9 protein-coding genes, 1 tRNA gene and 1 pseudogene are annotated in these 17,668 nt (G+C 60.4%); 3 read left to right on the top strand and 8 right to left on the bottom strand.

What is annotated here, in order from left to right:
* Positions 1-191 precede the first annotated feature (191 nt).
* The gene (locus OUZ52_RS01820; RefSeq protein WP_266156601.1) at positions 192-1,736 is read right to left on the bottom strand and encodes a tetratricopeptide repeat-containing sulfotransferase family protein; all 1,545 of its coding nucleotides are present in this window, start codon (positions 1,734-1,736) and stop codon (positions 192-194) included.
* Between the two features lie 1,117 nt (positions 1,737-2,853).
* Positions 2,854-2,928 (bottom strand) — tRNA-Val (locus OUZ52_RS01815).
* A 121-nt stretch (positions 2,929-3,049) separates the two neighbouring features.
* Here OUZ52_RS01815 and OUZ52_RS01810 point away from each other — a divergent pair.
* Complete coding sequence (locus OUZ52_RS01810) at positions 3,050-3,406, top strand: lipid-A-disaccharide synthase N-terminal domain-containing protein (RefSeq protein WP_266156600.1); 357 nt, start codon at positions 3,050-3,052, stop codon at positions 3,404-3,406.
* Between the two features lie 61 nt (positions 3,407-3,467).
* On the opposite strand, the gene metH is transcribed toward OUZ52_RS01810, so the two are convergent.
* The 3 genes from metH to OUZ52_RS01795 form a co-directional block, all read right to left on the bottom strand.
* Positions 3,468-6,158, bottom strand: coding sequence for a methionine synthase (metH, locus tag OUZ52_RS01805; RefSeq protein ID WP_266156599.1), 2,691 nt, complete (start codon positions 6,156-6,158; stop codon positions 3,468-3,470).
* 174 nt (positions 6,159-6,332) lie between these two features.
* Positions 6,333-7,412, bottom strand: a complete 1,080-nt coding sequence (locus OUZ52_RS01800; protein ID WP_266156598.1) for a homocysteine S-methyltransferase family protein — start codon at positions 7,410-7,412, stop codon at positions 6,333-6,335.
* 10 nt (positions 7,413-7,422) lie between these two features.
* Positions 7,423-8,349, bottom strand: coding sequence for an ArsR/SmtB family transcription factor (locus OUZ52_RS01795; RefSeq protein WP_266156597.1), 927 nt, complete (start codon positions 8,347-8,349; stop codon positions 7,423-7,425).
* Positions 8,350-8,514: 165 nt separating this feature from the next.
* Between OUZ52_RS01795 and OUZ52_RS01790 the strand changes: the two genes are divergently transcribed.
* Complete coding sequence (locus OUZ52_RS01790) at positions 8,515-9,675, top strand: acyl-CoA dehydrogenase family protein (protein ID WP_266156595.1); 1,161 nt, start codon at positions 8,515-8,517, stop codon at positions 9,673-9,675.
* A gap of 58 nt (positions 9,676-9,733) precedes the next feature.
* Here the strand turns inward: OUZ52_RS01790 and OUZ52_RS01785 are convergent, their stop codons facing one another.
* From OUZ52_RS01785 to OUZ52_RS01775, 3 genes are all read right to left on the bottom strand, one after another.
* Positions 9,734-10,477: a MipA/OmpV family protein gene (locus OUZ52_RS01785; protein ID WP_266156594.1), complete on the bottom strand. Its 744-nt coding sequence runs from the start codon at positions 10,475-10,477 to the stop codon at positions 9,734-9,736.
* Between the two features lie 334 nt (positions 10,478-10,811).
* Entirely contained in the window at positions 10,812-14,042 is a 3,231-nt protein-coding gene (locus OUZ52_RS01780; RefSeq protein WP_266156592.1) for an efflux RND transporter permease subunit, read from the bottom strand.
* A gap of 14 nt (positions 14,043-14,056) precedes the next feature.
* Complete coding sequence (locus OUZ52_RS01775; protein ID WP_266156591.1) at positions 14,057-15,304, bottom strand: efflux RND transporter periplasmic adaptor subunit; 1,248 nt, start codon at positions 15,302-15,304, stop codon at positions 14,057-14,059.
* Between the two features lie 764 nt (positions 15,305-16,068).
* On the opposite strand from OUZ52_RS01775, the pseudogene OUZ52_RS01770 reads away from it, so the two are divergent.
* Positions 16,069-17,668: pseudogene (locus OUZ52_RS01770) on the top strand (NAD-glutamate dehydrogenase domain-containing protein); the annotation flags it as partial.

The following is a 17,668-nucleotide window of genomic DNA, read 5'->3' as shown; positions in this document are numbered from 1 at the left end:
TTAGCGTAAACATCGAGGCACCTGCTCTTGCAGGTGCCTCTTTCGTTATACAGGTCTTGAAGACGGCGTCGCGGTGAATGGATGGCTATTTGCCTGGTCGTCAGCCTGCTGACAAGTTGTCATCGCGACGATGAACTTGCGTCGTCCGTTGAATCGATTGCTACAAGGTGGCGAAGGCCTGTAGGCAGGGTTTAACGCAAGCCCATTCCCTGAAGACGCGCGCGCAGCGGATCCAGCTTTTCGGCGTAGCGTGCGCTGTATGAGGTCTCCGCGCGCAAAGGCTGGCGCACCTGGGCCGCACTGGCGGTGCTGAGCACGGTGCGCGATGTCTGATGCGGTGTGAGGCAGGCTGGGTCGAAGTCGAGGCCACAGAAATCCAGTAAGCGGCGAATCTGCGCTTCGGTATCGGCAAGCAGCGCTTCGTAGGAGTGGTCCAGAACCTGTTTTGGCATTTGCTGCTGCCAGTAGCGACTCAGGCGATCGTAATCCTGGTAGTGACGTGCCATGTCGTCCAGGTCGTAGCTAAAGTGCGCGCTGTTGCTGAATAGCTGGCGATAGCAGGCGCAGCAGGTCTCCAGCGCGTCGCGGCGCGAGTTCACCACGCGGGCGCCGGGCAGCATGCGCAGCGCGGCGCCTACCAGTTGCCAGTTGACCAGGTTTTTGTCGGTAAAGCGTGGGCGCTGTTGCCGCCAGCGTGCCGTGCGTGCGAGATAGTCTCGGCCCAGGCGCGCCCAGTCTTCTGGTGTTGCCGCATTTACCCATTGGGGGAAAGGCAGCCCGCGGCGTTTCGACTCGTCATCGATGACTTGCGGCAGGTCAGTTATTTCGTTGGCGCCTTCGACCTGTGGGTGCGAGGCCAGGATCTGTTCGGTCAGGGTGGAGCCGGAGCGGGGCAGGCTTACGATGAGAATGACCTCCTGGCCCAGTGTGGCGTCCACGGGCTCGGGCGCTTGCCCAGCGAACGCCTGCATGATGGCGTCCACCCTGGCTTGTTCCGCCGCGGCATCCCAATTCACCTGGCGGCGCTTGAGTGCATTGGCTTCGCGCAGCGCCTCGAAAGCCGTCGGGTAGTCGTGTTGGTCTTCCAGCGCCTTGGCCAAGGCAAAGCCGAGCGAGATACGCGCATCGGGGCTGGCTCCTGGCTGCCGAAAGGCTTGCCGCAGTCGCTTTGCGTCTTCGGCGCTCAAGCGCTCTGTCTTTAGATTGGCCAATGCATGCCAGGCATCCGGGTTCTCTGGCTGTCGTCGCAGAATTTCGCGGTAGTGGGCAATCGCCGCAGGGATGTCGCCCATGCTCGTCTGGGCGTCAGCCAAGGCGATACGCGCCAGGATATGCGCCGGATCCATGGCCAGCGCTTGCTTCAGGGCGCGACTGGCTTCTTCGGTCTGCACCTGCAGCTTGAGCGCCTTGCCCAGGTTGTACCAGGGGGCGGCGATCTGCGGCGCCAGTGCGCAGGCGCGACGCAGGTGGGACAGCGCGTCATCGGTGGCACCTAAGTCATAGAGTGCACTGCCAAGATTCATATGGATCATGGCGTCGTCCGGACAGTGGGCGAGCGCTCGGCCTAAGAAGTCGACAGCTCGCTGGTGGTCCGCACGCATCAGACATGCAATGCCCATCAGGCGGTTGGCATCGGCAGAGTCGGGGACCAGTGCCAGCACTCCCGTCAGTGCGCGTTCGGCGTCGTCGGGCCGTATGCGGCTCAAGGCCTGGCCAGCTTCGGCAAGCATCCGCATGGCTGATGCCGGCAACGGAGCCGTGCGATCTTGCGTTGGAGGCTGAGGTCGATTTTCCGCCATGGTCCAGTATCTCGATGCTGTGTGAAGTGGCTATGCCGAGAAAGCGTACATCAGCCATTACGGCCGCCATAGTTTCGCTACTGAAAGGGCGTGGGCGGGTTTGATCGCCTACGTCACCGCGGTTTTCAACGACTCGTCAAACAGCCCGGATGTCTGGTTGAAGCGGCACTGGGGCGCAGCGGTGTTTCGGGTGGGCGCCAGTGAGTGCGGCAGTTATTGGAGCGGTACGCGCCGACATAAGCATGCTTTGCTATTCGCGGGGGCCTGCTGCTGAGCTATTCGAAATTTATAGTTGGATTATTAATGGCGCTGATATGGGTTGCGGTCGAATAGGTATTTTCTTGAGGCTGATGCACTTCGCGTGGTTTTAGCGTTGCATTGACGCCAATAAAAGAATCCAACGCCATATTGCGAATCTAGCGGGGACGGCACAAGGATCGCGCTTGTGGCACAGAGGGCGTAAAGGTCCGCTGCTACACGCACGCTCGGTCGGTGGGGCAGAACGAAAAAGGCCGCTCAACAGAGCAGCCTTTTCGCAAATCTTTAGTGGTGGGCGGTAGAAGGATCGAACGTGTGACACCTGCCGTGTGAAGGTTCGCTGCTACACGCACGCTCGGTCGGTGGCTCAGAACGAAAAAGGCCGCTCCATGGAGCAGCCTTTTCGCAAATCTTAGTGGTGGGCGGTACAAGGATCGAACGTGTGACACCTGCCGTGTGAAGGTTCGCTGCTACACGCACGCTTTGCCGGAGGCCAGGAACGAAAAAGGCCGCACCATGGAACAGCCTTATCGTGAATCTTAGTGGTGGGCGGTACAAGGATCGAACTTGTGACACCTGTCGGGTAAAGGTTCGCTGCTACACGCACGCTTCGCGGGAGGCCAGGAACGAAAAAGGCCGCTCGTTGAGCAGCCTTCTCGCGAATCTTGATGGTGGGCGGTACAAGGATCGAACTTGTGACACCTGCCGTGTGAAGGTTCGCTGCTACACGCACGCTCCATCGGACGCTCAGAACGAAAAAGGCCGCTCCATGGAGCAGCCTTTTCGCAAATCTTGATGGTGGGCGGTACAAGGATCGAACTTGTGACACCTGCCGTGTGAAGGCAGTGCTCTACCGCTGAGCTAACCGCCCGCCGAGAGCGCGCAACTATACGGAATGCCCGGGGGCAGGTCAATGCCTGGGGCTAAGCTTTGTTAACCGCTCATGCCGCTTTATGGCCCTGCCGGTTGCTAAAATCGCCGGTTCTCAAGCAATGGCCAAGCTCATGGACTTCCTGCAGCACGAATTCAATCACATCCTCGAGGCCTTGCATCGGTTTGAGCTGACCCCGTGGAAGGCGGTGGGCTATCTCGGCTCGGTCATGTTTACCAGCCGCTGGTTTGTGCAGTTGTACTACACGCGCAAGCTGGGACGCGTGGTGATGCCATTGTCGTTCTGGTGGCTGTCGGTGTGCGGCAGTGTGCTGCTGCTGGCTTATTTCATCATCGGCAAGAACGACTCGGTGGGCATTCTTTCCAACTTTTTTCCGACCTTTGTCTCGGTCTACAACCTGGTCGTACATATGCGTGAAGTAAAGCGCCGGCGCGGCTTGGTCGAGAGCGAGGTGTAACCGCGGTGGCGCGCGCTCCCTCAGCGTGAATGCGGCTGAGGGAGGCGGGGTTGTTGCAAGCTCAGTCCGGGTCGTAGTCCAGATTGGGGGCCAGCCAACGCTCGGCCTGTTCACGGCTCCAGCCCTTGCGCTTGGCATAGTCATCGATTTGTTCGCGGGTAAGCCGGCCGACAACGAAGTACTGGCTGCCGGGGTGCGAGAAGTACCAGCCCGATACCGCCGCGGTGGGGAACATGGCGAAGCTGTCGGTCAGTTCGATGCCGGTGTTTGCGGTGGCATCGAGCAGTCGGAACAAGGTGGCTTTCTCGGTATGGTCGGGGCAGGCCGGATAACCCGGCGCAGGGCGAATACCTTGGTATTTTTCGTCGATCAGTGCGACGTTATCCAGGGTTTCGTCGGGGACATACCCCCAGAATTCCCGCCGCACGCGCTGGTGCATGCGTTCGGCGAAGGCCTCGGCAAGGCGGTCGGCCAGGGCCTTGAGCAGAATCGATGAGTAGTCGTCGTGGTCGGCTTCAAAGCGGGCGATATGCTCATCGATGCCGATGCCCGCAGTAACGGCAAAGCCGCCGACCCAGTCTTGCTTAGCGCTGTTTTTGGGGGCGATAAAGTCGGCCAGGCAGAAATCGGGGCGCTCGACCGGCTTGTCTACTTGCTGGCGCAGGTGATGCAGTACAGCGATTTTTTCACCGCTGGGCGAATACACCTCGGTGTCATCGCCGGATTGGGCTGCGGGCCACAGGCCGATCACGCCGCGTGCAGTGAGCCAGCGTTCGGCGATGATTTTGTCCAGCATGACTTGTGCATCGGCAAACAGTTCGCTGGCCTGCTTGCCGACGATCTCGTCGTCGAGGATGGCCGGGTAATGGCCGGCCAGCTCCCAGGCGTTGAAGAACGGCGACCAGTCGATATAGCTACGCAGTTCGGCCAGATCGTAAGATTCAAAAACGGTGATGCCGGGCTGGTTCGGTTGCGCTGGGGTGTAGTCGTCCCAGTCGCAGGTCCAGCGTTGCGCGCGGGCTTTCTCGATCGACACGAGTTGCTTGCCGGGGCCGCGGTTGCGATGGCGCTCGCGCACTTCGGCGTACTCGGCGCGGATCTTGATCATGAAGTTGTCGACCAGATCCTTGCTGACCAGCGACTGCGCTACGCCCACCGCGCGCGAGGCGTCTTTGACCCAGACCGTCGGCGATTTGTAGTGCGGCTCGATCTTCAAGGCCGTATGCGCACGCGAGGTGGTGGCACCACCGATCAGCAGCGGGATGTGAAAATCCTGCCGCTGCATTTCGCGGGCTACCTGGCTCATTTCTTCCAGCGAAGGGGTAATCAGGCCAGACAAGCCGATGATGTCGGCGTTGTGCTCGCGTGCGGTGTCGAGAATTTTCTGCGCGGGCACCATCACGCCGAGATCGATGACCTCGAAGTTATTACAGCGCAGCACGACGCCGACGATGTTCTTGCCGATGTCGTGCACATCGCCTTTCACCGTGGCCATCACGATGACGCCGTTGTTTTTGCCAGCGTCGCCGGTGCGCAGCTTTTCTTCTTCGATAAAAGGCAGCAGATAAGCCACCGCCTTTTTCATGACGCGGGCGGATTTCACCACCTGAGGCAGAAACATCTTGCCGGCACCAAACAAGTCGCCGACCACGTTCATGCCATCCATCAAGGGGCCTTCGATGACATCCAGCGGCCGGGTGGAAAGCTGGCGCGCTTCTTCGGTGTCTTCGTTGACGTATTGGTCGATGCCGTGCACCAGCGCGTGGCTAAGCCGCGACTGCACCGATTTCTCGCGCCAGGCGAGGGTTTCGACAACGACTTCGCCTTTCTTGGTGTTGAATTTCTCGGCGATCTCCAGCAGGCGCTCGGTCGCGTCGGCACGGCGGTTCATGACGACGTCTTCGACGCGCTCGCGCAGCTCCTGCGGCACATCGTCATAAATCATCAAGCCACCGGCGTTGACGATGCCCATGTCCATGCCGGCCTTGATGGCGTGGTACAGAAAGACCGAGTGGATCGCTTCGCGCACGGTGTTGTTGCCGCGAAACGAGAACGATACGTTGGATACACCGCCGGAAATATGGCTGTTGGGGAAGCGACGCTTTAGTTCGCGCGTGGCTTCGATGAAGTCGACGGCATAATTGTTGTGTTCTTCGATGCCGGTGGCGATGGCGAAAATATTCGGATCGAAGATGATGTCTTCGGGTAAAAAGTCCAGCTCGTCGATCAGCAGCTTGTAGGCGCGCGAACAGATCTCGACTTTGCGTTCGCAGGTGTCGGCCTGGCCTTGCTCATCGAAGGCCATGACGACCACGGCGGCGCCGTACTGCTGCACCTTGCGCGCGTGTTCTAGAAAGATTGCCTCGCCTTCTTTCATCGAGATCGAGTTGACGATGCCTTTGCCCTGCAGGCAGCGCAGACCGGCTTCGATCACGCTCCATTTGGAGGAGTCGATCATCACCGGCACGCGCGCAATATCCGGCTCGGCAGCGATCAGATTGACGAAGCGGGTCATCGCCGCTTCGGAGTCGATCAAGCCTTCGTCCATATTGATGTCGATGATTTGCGCGCCATTTTCTACTTGCTGGCGTGCAACCTCGACCGCTTCTTCGTAGCGGTTTTCCTTGATCAGTTTCTTGAACTGCGCCGAGCCGGTGACATTGGTGCGCTCGCCGACATTGATGAACAACAGGTCAGGTGTAATGACCAGCGGTTCGAGGCCGGAAAGGCGGGTGTGGCGTACGACGTTCATGCCCGGCAACACTCCAAGTTACAGCTTTTCTCTTTTCTGGCAGCGAAGCTGTCCAGGGCGAGCGTGGATAGATGAAAGACCTCCCGGGTGTGTCTGTGCGGCGCCATGGGGGATGTCTTCATAGGTCGATTCTTCATAGGTATGGGTAGGCCGGTAAGTACGTGGCGCAACGGGTTATGCCGCGTTTTCCGCCAGCGACGGCAGGGCCCGCGGGGCACATTCACGCACCGCTTCGGCAATCGCCTTGATATGCGCGGGGGTGGTGCCGCAGCAGCCGCCGACCAGGTTGAGCAGGCCGTCGCGAGCGAAGCCGCCGATCACGCTGGCCATCTGCTCGGGGGTTTCGTCGTACTCGCCAAAGGCATTCGGCAGGCCGGCGTTGGGATGCGTGCTGACGAAGCAGTGGGCGATATTGGCCAGGGTTTGCACGTGCGGGCGCAGATCCGCCGCGCCGAGCGCGCAGTTCAGCCCGACGGACAACGGACGTGCATGGCGTACCGAGTAGAAAAACGCTTCGGCGGTCTGGCCGGAAAGGGTGCGGCCGGAGCGGTCGGTGATCGTGCCGGAAATCATCACCGGCAATCGTGCGCGCGTTTGGTGGAATAGCTCGCTCAATGCAAATAGCGCGGCCTTGGCGTTGAGCGTATCGAAAATCGTCTCGACCATGATGACGTCGGCACCGCCGTCGATCAGCCCTTGGGCGGCCTCGGTGTAGTTGGTGGCGAGTTCTTCAAAGGTGACGTTGCGAAAGCCGGGGTCATTGACGTCGGGCGACAGCGAGGCAGTGCGGCTGGTAGGGCCGAGCACACCGATAACAAAGCGCGGGCGCTCGGGTGTCTTGGCCTCGATCTCGTCACACGCGGCGCGGGCCAGCCGGGCACCTTCCCGGTTCAGCTCGTAAGCCAGATGCTCAAGGTGATAGTCGGCCTGGCTGATGCGGGTGGAGTTGAAGGTGTTGGTTTCGACCAGGTCGGCGCCGGCTTCGAGATACGCCGTATGTACGCCGCGGATGATCTCCGGCTTGGTCAGCGTAAGCAGGTCGTTATTGCCTTTCAGGTCACAGCTGCCGGGGTGATCGTGCTCGTGCGAGCTGTCGTGCCCATGCTCAAAACGCTGGCCACGGAAACCGGCCTCGTCCAGCTGGTGACCTTGCAGCATGGTACCCATGCCGCCGTCGAGGATAAGAATGCGCTCGCTCAATGCAGATTCGAGTAGCGCTACGCGTTCGGGGTGAAGCCAGGGCAAGGTGCTCATAGAAGGGTTCTCACGATTTACGGGCGAGCAGGCTGATAACTTCGAAATGTGGGGCTTTCCGTTCACGGCTCAAACGCGTGCAACTGAGTACGTCCAGCTTGGCGCTCTTGGCGAAGCCACTGAGTTCATCGCTGGAAAAGCCCAGGTTGCGGTGATCGAAGGGCTCGACCACGGCGCGGTGGTCATGCTTGCCCAGGGTCACCGCCAGCAGGCGGCCACCGCTACGCAGCAGGCGGGCTGCTTCGGCGACAGCTTTCGCTGGATACTCGGCGTAGGTCAGCGCATGCAGCATCAGGACCAGATCAAAGCGGCGCTCGCCCAGCTCCAGTGCATGCATGTCGCCTTGGCGCACTTCCACGTTGCTGAAGGATTGCAAGCGCTTTGCGGCGGCGTCGACGACGCGGTCGCTGCTATCCACGCAGACAATCGAGCGGGCGTGCGGGGCTAGCAGTTCGGCGGTGATGCCGTCGCCGGAGGCGATATCCAGCACATCGCCGGTTTCCAGCAGTTGCAGCAAGGCGCGGGCCACGGTTTCCCAGGTGCGGCCGGGTGAATAGTGGCGCTCCATGTCGCCTGCCACGGTGTCAGCCCAGCCCTGTTCCCTGGCGCGTTGTGCCAGCACGCCGGGGAGGCGCGCGGCGTCTTCCCGCAGCAAGGCGTCGTCGATGCTTTCGCGTAGGGACTTGACCAGATCATGCTGGTGATCGTCCCCCTCGTTGTTGGCGCGGTAATAGGCCGAGACGCCAGCGCGACGGTCGCGAACCAGCTCGGCTTCTTTGAGCTTGGCCAGGTGGGTCGATACGCGTGGTTGCGCCAGATGCAGCACGGCAGCCAACTCCGCCACGGTCAATTCCTCGTGTTCGAGCAGGGCCAGCAGGCGTACACGGGTAGGGTCCGCGAGCAGGCGCAGCACGCTGGAGGCAGTGGCAAGATCCATTGCGCATCCTTTTATCGCGATAAAGAGATGCATAAGGCTAGGCGCGTGCCTGGGGGGAGTCAATAGACCCGGTGCAGGGGCGGCGGCAGGAGCCGCCTGAAAATGGCGGCAAGCCTGGCCGCGAACGGCTAAAATGCCCGGCTAAGTCACGCTTTGGAGTAGTTCATGGATTTCCGTTTTACCGAAGACCAGCTGGCAATCCAGTCGATGGCCCGCGATTTTGCGCAAAAGCGCATTGCGCCGGTAGCGGCTGAACTGGATGCCAAAGGCGAGTTTCCGTTGGACAACATCCGCGAGATGGGCAAGCTCGGCCTGATGGGCATCGAGGTGCCGGAAGCGTATGGCGGTGCCGGTATGGACCCGATCGCCTATGTGCTGGCGATGATTGAGATCGCTGCCGCAGACGCCGCTACCTCGACCATCATGTCGGTGAACAACTCGCTGTTCTGCAACGGCATCCTCAAGCATGGCAACGAAGAACAAAAGCAGAAATATGTGCGTGCGATTGCCCAGGGCGAAGGCATTGGCGCTTACGCGCTGACCGAGCCGCAGTCGGGCTCGGATGCGTCGGCCATGCATACCCGCGCCACCAAGAACGCCGATGGCGATTGGGTGATCAACGGCAAGAAGAGCTGGATCACCTCCGGCCCGGTCGCACGCTATATCGTGCTGTTTGCGATCACCACGCCGGGTATCGGCGCCAAGGGCGTGTCGGCTTTCATCATCGATACCGCGCTGCCGGGTTTCCACGCCGGCAAGACCGAGCCGAAGCTGGGTATTCGCGCCTCGGCCACTTGCGAAATCGAATTCAGCGATTACGTCTGCTCGAAGAACGATTTGCTGGGCGAGGAAGGCAAGGGTTTCTCGATCGCCATGGGCGTGCTCGACGCTGGCCGTATCGGTATCGCTTCGCAATCGGTGGGCATTGCCCGTGCGGCTTATGAGGCCACCTTGCAGTGGTCGCGCGATCGAAAGGCGTTTGGCCATCCGATCGGTACCTTCCAGATGACCCAGGCCAAGATCGCCGACATGAAGTGCAAGCTCGATGCGGCAACCTTGCTGACGTTGCGTGCCGCCTGGGCCAAGGGCGAGACGGAAAAGCACGGCGGTCGTTTTGGCACCGAGGCATCGGTGGCCAAGCTGGTGGCATCCGAGGCGGCCATGTGGATTGCCCATCAGGCGGTGCAGATTCACGGCGGCATGGGTTATTCGAAAGAAATGCCGCTGGAGCGTTACTTCCGCGATGCGAAGATCACCGAGATCTATGAGGGCACCAGCGAAATTCAGCGCATGGTGATTGCGCGCGCCGAGACCGGATTGCGCTAAGCCCCGCGGCAAGGGCCCTTTCGCCGAGTGCATGGCGCTCGGCGAAAGGCTTGCTTGCTTAGAACCGATGCACGACGCCGATCAGGTAACTGGTCATCCCCGTTTTGTCGACCATCGGGCTGTCCTTGATCTCATTGTTGAGATGGGTATAGCGGACTTGCGCAAAGGCGCTCCAGCTCGGCGTAAAGGCGTAGCCGGCGTCGATGCTGAAGAACGGCGTCACGCCACTGTCTGCCCGGTAATAAGCCAGGCCGCTGCGAGCAGCCTCGCGCTGGCTGACGCCGTAGTAGTAGTTATTTAGCTTCTGGCTATTCCAGCTGCCGCCGATACGCGGGGTCAGGGTGAGTTTGCCGGTGGTGATCGGATAGCCGTAGGTGGCTTCCGCATATTGTCCTTTGCTGTTGCCGCTGACGTCAGTGGCCACCCGCGCGCCGACTACGCCCCAGTCGGCACGATACTGATAGCTAAACCCGGCCATGATCGACAGCTTGCGATTGCTGAGCTGTTTCATGCGTGGATCGTTACTGTCGGAGGGGCGGTAATAATTCGGCGATAACCCCAGATCAACGGTGAGGCTGGAGTTCTTGTCGCGCAGCAGATAGTAGCCGGCGCCCAATCCGCGGAAATAGAAACTGCTGCCCTCGTACCCGATAAGAGGGATCGGCCAAATGTTGCGATCGTACTTGCGATACGGGCTTGGACTCGACGCGACGCCCAGGCCGAGTGACCAGGGGGTCGAACTATTGTTGCTCGTTGCGCCATCTGGCGGTGTCGCCGATTGTGCCTTAGCCGAACCTGCCATCAAGACAAGCATGCTGCTGAAAAGTGTGGCGAATGTTGTATTTGTCCGTGTCATAGCGCGATGGTTTCCGAAGGGGGAGACGGGGGAGGGGAACGACAGACGCGGTACTAACCTCGGCGCGTAGTACCGGGGTACTCCGTGGATGTGCTGAGGGTGCCGAAACAGGCGGCAACCTAGATTAGCGGCAAGATTTTACGGATACATCATATGCAGGGACTATCCCGTGGTGCTCAGCCAGCGGGCCTTCATGTAGATAAAAAAAATAAAAAACCCGGCGAGGAATCTCGCCGGGTTTGCTTGAAGCAATGCAGGCCGAAGCGATCTCGGCTTGATGTTATGCGCCGCGTCGCGGATCCGAATCGAACGGCTGCATGCCGTGCGAATCGTCAGCGGGGCCACCGTGGCCGCCGGCATCACCGCCGTGATGCGGCATCTTGTGCGAAGGCTCGTCCAGCTTGTCGCCAAGCAGGCCGCGCACCGACACATAGAACACCGGAATCAACAGCAGGCCGAGGAACGTGGCAAACAACATGCCGCCGATCACGCCGGTGCCGATCGCGTGGCGTGAGTTGGCGCCGGCACCGGTCGAGATGGCCAGCGGGAACACACCCAGGATGAACGCCATCGAGGTCATCAGAATCGGCCGCAGTCGCAAGCGGGCCGCGGTGACCACCGACTGGAACAAGGTGTGGCCTTGCAGCTGCTGCTCGACGGCGAACTCCACGATCAGAATCGCATTCTTTGCGGCCAAACCCATGACCGTAATCATGCCGATCTTGAAGTACATGTCGTTGGGCAGGCCGCGCATCATCGAGAACAACACCGTGCCCAGCAAGCCAAGCGGCACCACCAGCAGCACGGCGACCGGAATCGACCAGCTCTCGTACAGGGCGGACAAGCACAAGAACACGATGACGATCGACAGCACCATCAACAGGGTGGCCGAGTTACCTGCCAGGATTTCCTGGTAGGACTGGCCGGTCCAGTCCGCGCCATAACCCTTGGGCAGGTCGCCATCGACGATGCCTTGCAAGGCAGCCATTGCCTGGCCGGTCGAAAAGCCCGGCGCTTCATTGCCGACGATTTCCACCGCGGCATAACCGTTGTAACGGGTCAGTGCCGGTGAGCCTGTGCCCCAGCTGGTATTCACTACGCTGGAAATAGGGATCATGTTGTACGGATTGGTGGTCGAGGTGTTCTTCAGGCTGCTCGGCGAGAACAGGTGCTGTAGCGCATTCGGCCCCATGCGGAACGGTTGGTCGGCTTGCAGGTAGACACGCTTGACGCGGCCGCTGTAGACGAAGTCGTTGACATACACCGGCGCCAGCGCGAGCTGAACGGCGGTATAGACGTCGCTTACGGAAAGGCCCATGGATTGCGCCTGCACGCGATCCACCTTCATGTTCCACTGCGGTGCATCGGGCAACAGGTTGGGGCGCACGCCGAACAAGGCATGATTGCCGCCGGCCTTGCCGACCACCGTACCCATGGCCTGCATCAATTCGCCATGGGTCTGACCGGCTCGCGCCTGCAGATACATGTCGATGCCGCCGAACTGGCTGAGGCCGCGGATGGTTGGCAGATTGACCACGAAGATCTGTGCGTCACGGATGCCATGCAGCACGCCGTTGGCCTTCATGATCAGCTCATCCGCGGTGATCGAACGCTCGCTCCAGTCCTTGAGCTTGATAAAGGCCATGCCGGTGCTTTCGCTGTTACCGACAAAGCTGAAGCCGCTGATCTGATACATGCCGACGATCGAGTCGTTCAAGGGACTCTTTGCTATCCGTTCGCGCATCTCAGTCATCACCTGTTCGGTGCGCTGCAAGGTGGCGCCCGGTGGCAGACTGACGATGGCCAGGGCAAAGCCCTGGTCTTCGCTGGGCACGAAGCTGGTCGGCAGCTTGGTGTACAGGAAGCCCGCCAGCACCGAGACCATCGCGAACACCAGCATCCAGCGTGGTGCATGGCGCGCCGCGCTGCCGATGTGGCCGCTATAGATATGCGTGACTTTGTCGAAAAGCGTGTTGAAGCTGCGATAGACGATGTTTTTCTTTTCGTGGTGCGTCGACTTCAACATGGTCGCGCACAACGCCGGCGTGAACGACAGCGCCAGGAAGGCTGAGAAGCCCATCGATACGGCAATGGTCAAGGCGAACTGCTTGTAGATCACGCCCGATGCACCGCTCTGCAGCGCAGAGGGCACGAACACCGCCGCCAGCACCACGGTAATCGCCACCACCGCGCCGGTAATCTGGCCCATGGCTTTGCGCGTGGCTTCCTTCGGCGGCAGATGCTCCTCGGTCATGATGCGTTCGACGTTCTCGATCACCACGATCGCGTCATCCACCACGATACCGATGGCCAGCACCATGCCGAACAGGGTCAACTGATTGATAGTGAAGCCAAGCGCCAGCAGGCCGATAAAGGTACCCAGCAAGGCCACCGGAATCACCAGCGTCGGGATGATCGTGGCGCGGAAATTCTGCAGGAAGATCAGCATCACCAGGAACACCAGGATGATGGCTTCGATCAGCGTTTGCACCACTTCCTTGATCGATACGGTAACGAACGGGGTCGTATCGTAAGGAGCAAACCAGGTCACGCCCTGCGGAAAGTCCTTGGCCAGATCGTCCATCTTGGCGCGAACGGCGGTTGCCACGTCCAGTGCGTTGGCACCCGGCAACAGCTGCACGCCCAGGCCGCCGACCGGCTGACCATTCCAGGTGGAGGTCAGGCCATACGATTGCGGACCGAAAGAAATACGGGCCACGTCGCTGAGCTTGACCACCGTGCCGTCGTTATTGGCGCGCAGGATGATTTTGCCGAACTCTTCCGGCGAGGAGAAACGTCCCTCGGCGGAAACCGTCGCGGTGAAACCTTGCTCCTTCGGAGCCGGGTCGGCGCCCAGCGAACCGGCGGCAAATTGCACGTTCTGAGAGGCGACCGCCGCTTGCACGGTGCTGGCAGAGAGGCCATAGCCCTGCAGTTTGTCCGGGTTCAACCAGATGCGTACCGCGTATTCGGCACCGATCACGCGGGTGCTACCGACACCAGGAAGGCGACCGACCTGGTCCGCCACCTGTGACGCGATGATGTCGGACAGGCGGTTGCCATCGATGTCGGGGTTGGTCGAGACCAGCGAAACGAACATCAAGAAGTCAGGGTTGTTTTTCGCAACCACCACACCCTGCTGGGTGACCGCCGTCGGCAAGCGTGGCTGAGCCAGCGAGACCTTGTTCTGCACCTGCACCTGGGCGATATCCGCATTGGTGCCGGTTTCGAAGGTCAGGGTGACGGTGGCCGAACCGTTGGCGCTGGACGACGAGCTGAAGTAGAGCAGGTGATCGATACCGGTGAGCTGCTGCTCGATCACCTGGGTAACGTTTTTCTCCATGGTGTCGGCACTGGCGCCGGGATAGTTCGCCGATACCACCACCTGCGGTGGCGCAATATTGGGATAGGACTCAATACCCATGTTCAGCATCGCAATGACGCCGACCATGGTTATGAGAATGGCTACCACCCAGGCAAAAATCGGGCGGTCAATGAAGAAACTCGGCATGTTGGTCGACTCCCTTACTGCTTGCCGCTAGCGACTTTGGCGCCGCCAGCGGCAGCACCCGCCGCGCCACCTGCCGGACCACCGGGGGTGCTGCCTGGCTGCCACGGTTTCGCTACGGCGGGCTTGCCCGGCTGCACGGTTTGCAGTCCCGATACGATGACTTGGTCGCCAGCACTCAAGCCGCTGGTGACGATCCAGTTGCCGCCACTCAAGTTGTCGGCAACAACGTCTTTGCGTACGACGGCGGTATTGTTGTCTTTGTCCTTGTCTTTGCTTACCACCAGTGCATAGGCACCAGCCACGTCACGGGCAATCGCACCTTGGGGAATCAGGAACACATTGTTCTGCTGGCCGAGGTTGGCGTTGAGCGAGACATAGGTGCCGGGCATCAGGCGATGCTGCGGGTTCGGCAGCAGCGCGCGCAAATTGATCGTGCCAGTGGTCGGGTCAACCGCGGAGTCGGAGAAATCCAGGGTACCTGGCTGATCGTATTTGCTGCCGTCCGGCAGGGTGATCTGTACGGTGGTCTTGTTCTGATCGGATAGCTCCACGCTGCCGCGGGTCTGTGCCGAGCGCAGCCGGTCCAGGTCAGCCGAGCCGACGGTGAAGTTGACGTACAGCGGATCCAGTTGTTCGACCGTGGTAAGCAGGGTGGAGCCGGCGCCGCCATCGGCATTGCCATTGCCTACGATGGTGCCTTCGGTGACCTGCTGCTGGCCGGCGCGGCCGTCGATCGGCGAGACCACGCGAGTGAAGCCAAGGTTGACGCGGGCGCTATCCACGGCGGCCTGGAACTGCTTGACCGAGGCGGCGGAGGAGCGCTCGTTGGCTTCGGCGGTGTCCAGGTCGGACTGCGAGACAAAACCCTGGGGGCGCAGTTGGCGAAAGCGTTCGGCTGCCTTGTGATTGTTGACATAGGTGGCTTGGGCGGACGCCAGGTTGGCCGCGCTCGAATTGACCGAAGCCTGGTACACGGCCGGGTCGATCTCGAACATCACCTGGCCCTGTTTGACGTCGGTGCCTTCTTTATAGACACGCTTGAGCAGTACACCGGAGACGCGGGCGCGCACATCGGCGCTGCGGAAGGCCGACAAACGGCCGACCAAGTCCTTGGTCAAGGGGGTGCTCTGCGGCTGAGCGTTGATGACCCCCACTTCCGGCGGCGGCATCTGCGGCGGACCTTGCTCTTTCTTGCCGCCACAGGCGGTCAGGGCGAGCAGGCCAAGGCACAACATGGGTGTGCGCAGTGACGAGGACTTCATGGGGACTCCATTCTTAATGTGATCGAAGTGGGTAAACGCAGACTGCATCAGTAGGCGGAGCATAAAGACCTTACTGTTTAAGGATGTAGTGCCGCAGTGTCTTGTGCCATTCGTCTTTGTTATTGGCAGGTGCAGGATAAGTGAACTCACGACCATAACGGCACGCAGTATCAACGCCGCGTGATGACAGGAGATACGGCTGGCTTGGGACCTGGGGGTGACTATACCGGTCAGTTTACAATTTATTGACGGAGAAGATCTAGCCCCAAATTGGCACGTGACAAATGGCTGCGACTAGTAACAGCTTTTGGCTGGCCGGGCTGATGGTGCACGGGTCGGTAGGGGCTTGGCGGCATGGAGCTAGCCAGCAGATGTTCGGCGGCAGATGTATCCCGGACGGTTCATGGCGTCAATGGATATGCGACGGTTGCGGCGATCATGGCGACTCGCCTGCGCGACCTGCGCACAGGTATGGGAGGGGCAGGTTGAACACGCGTCGGTGTACCGCTCATCGGCATGCGAATGGGTGATTTCTGAAAGCGGACGAAGTTCGCCTCACCGCGAATCTTATAACTGCATGGTCATCGTGGGGTTCGCGATGATGGGCGAGGGACGAATGTCGGCTCGCGACAGATGAAACGGCAGCTGTCGAAGCATGCCGCAAAGTGAAGTTTGGCGGCGCTAACGGTGGATTAGCCTGCATGCCCGGCGTATCCTTCCAGAGCTTTGTGTGCCACTTCCGTTTCCACTGACTAGTAGATGCCATGAATGCAATTCGTGCGGCCAATGACGGCTCAATCCAAACTGTCATTTCTGAAGAACTGAAGAAAACCGGTTTTTCGTCCATGCGCCTTGAAGAGGCGCAAATTTTTATCGACGCGTTCTTCGCGCGGATCCCCCGCGGCGACCTCAACTTGCATTCCACGGCCGAATGGGCCTCCGCGGTTGTCGGCCTGCTTGATTTCATGCAGCAGCGTCAGCCTGGCCGCGCCTCGGTGCGTGTGATAAGTCAGGAGACCGGGCATACCGGCCGTAGCCTGATCCAGGTGGTCACCGACGACATGCCGTTCCTGGTCGATACCGTGACGATGATCGTGGCGGCCCAGCGGCAGATTCATGCGGTGATCCACCCGGTGATCAAGGTAGTTCGCGATGCTTCCGGAAAATTGCAACGCTTGGGCGACGAGGCTGGCGCGCCGGAGTCGGTCATGCATTTCGAGCTTGACCTTGTCGCGAGCGACGCCGAGCAGGCTCAACTGAAGGCGCAGCTTGAGTTTGCGCTGGACGATGTGCGCATGTCGGTCAATGTCTGGCCAAACATGCGCGAGAAAGCATTGGCCATTGCCAATGAGTTGCCGCAGCGCAAGCTGCCGCTGGACCAGGCCTCGGTGCATGAGGCCAGCGAATTTCTGCGCTGGTTGGCCGATGACAATTTCACCTTCCTGGGCTATCGCGAATACGAAGTCGCCGACGCCGATGGCGAACAGGTGTTGCGTGCCAATGAGGCTTCGGGTCAGGGCATCCTGCAAAAAGGCGAACGCTCGGTAGCGCCGCGCTCGCTGCGCAGCTTGATTGCCAATGACCTGCCGCAGTCGGGTGCCGAAGACGCGATCATTCTGACCAAGACCAATGCGCGCTCGGTGGTGCATCGCCCGGGCTATATGGATTACGTCGGCGTGTTGAAGTTCGACGCCAACGGTCGGCCGATTGCCGAGCAGCGTTTTCTTGGTTTGTTCTCTTCCAACGCTTATATGGCGCGTCCGCAAGACGTGCCGATGGTGCGCAAGAAAGTCGAAACCGTATTGGACCGCTCCGGCCTCAAGCGCGATTCGTATTCGGGTAAATCGCTGCGCCATATCCTTGAGTCGTTGCCGCGCGATGAGCTGTTTCAGAGCAGCGAAGATGAACTCGAGGCAGTCGCCACCGGCATCCTTGAGTTGCGCCAGCGCGCGCGCACCCGTTTGTTTGTACGCCGTGGCCGCTATGGCCGTTTCTTTGCCTGCATTGTGTTCGTGCCGCGCGAGCGTTTGAACACCACGGTGCGCGAACGCATCGTCAGTCATTTGCGCGAAACCCTGCACGCCGAGCACGTCGATTCCGAAGTGCTGATGGGCGAAACCGCCTTGGCGCGCTTGTACGTGGTGCTGCGTCCCAAGGTAAATGACTACGTCGAGTTCGACGCACAGGCACTGGAGCAGCAGGTTGCCGCGATCGCTCGCAATTGGCACGACGATTTGCGCGATGCCCTGGTGCAGACGCGTGGCGATCAAGACGGTGTGGTGCTGGCCAATCGTTACGGCAAGGCCTTGCCCGCCGGCTATATCGATGAAGTGTCGCCGGCCACGGCGGCGCATGACGTCTATC

The sequence above is a fragment of the Dyella silvatica genome, assembly GCF_026283955.1.
In the GTDB taxonomy this organism is placed as follows: domain Bacteria; phylum Pseudomonadota; class Gammaproteobacteria; order Xanthomonadales; family Rhodanobacteraceae; genus Dyella_C; species Dyella_C silvatica.
Note: the sequence above shows the minus strand (reverse complement) of the source record. Positions and strands in the feature narration are given on the sequence as shown.

Excerpts from the sequence above, each read along its gene's own strand:
- OUZ52_RS01795 (WP_266156597.1), bottom strand. The coding sequence starts at position 8,349 with ATGGATCTTGCCACTGCCTCCAGCGTGCTGCGCCTGCTCGCGGACCCT.
- OUZ52_RS01800 (WP_266156598.1), bottom strand. The coding sequence starts at position 7,412 with ATGAGCACCTTGCCCTGGCTTCACCCCGAACGCGTAGCGCTACTCGAA.
- OUZ52_RS01780 (WP_266156592.1), bottom strand. The coding sequence starts at position 14,042 with ATGCCGAGTTTCTTCATTGACCGCCCGATTTTTGCCTGGGTGGTAGCC.
- OUZ52_RS01775 (WP_266156591.1), bottom strand. The coding sequence starts at position 15,304 with ATGAAGTCCTCGTCACTGCGCACACCCATGTTGTGCCTTGGCCTGCTC.
- metH (WP_266156599.1), bottom strand. The coding sequence starts at position 6,158 with ATGAACGTCGTACGCCACACCCGCCTTTCCGGCCTCGAACCGCTGGTC.
- OUZ52_RS01790 (WP_266156595.1), top strand. The coding sequence starts at position 8,515 with ATGGATTTCCGTTTTACCGAAGACCAGCTGGCAATCCAGTCGATGGCC.
- OUZ52_RS01785 (WP_266156594.1), bottom strand. The coding sequence starts at position 10,477 with ATGGCAGGTTCGGCTAAGGCACAATCGGCGACACCGCCAGATGGCGCA.
- OUZ52_RS01810 (WP_266156600.1), top strand. The coding sequence starts at position 3,050 with ATGGCCAAGCTCATGGACTTCCTGCAGCACGAATTCAATCACATCCTC.
- OUZ52_RS01820 (WP_266156601.1), bottom strand. The coding sequence starts at position 1,736 with ATGCGGATGCTTGCCGAAGCTGGCCAGGCCTTGAGCCGCATACGGCCC.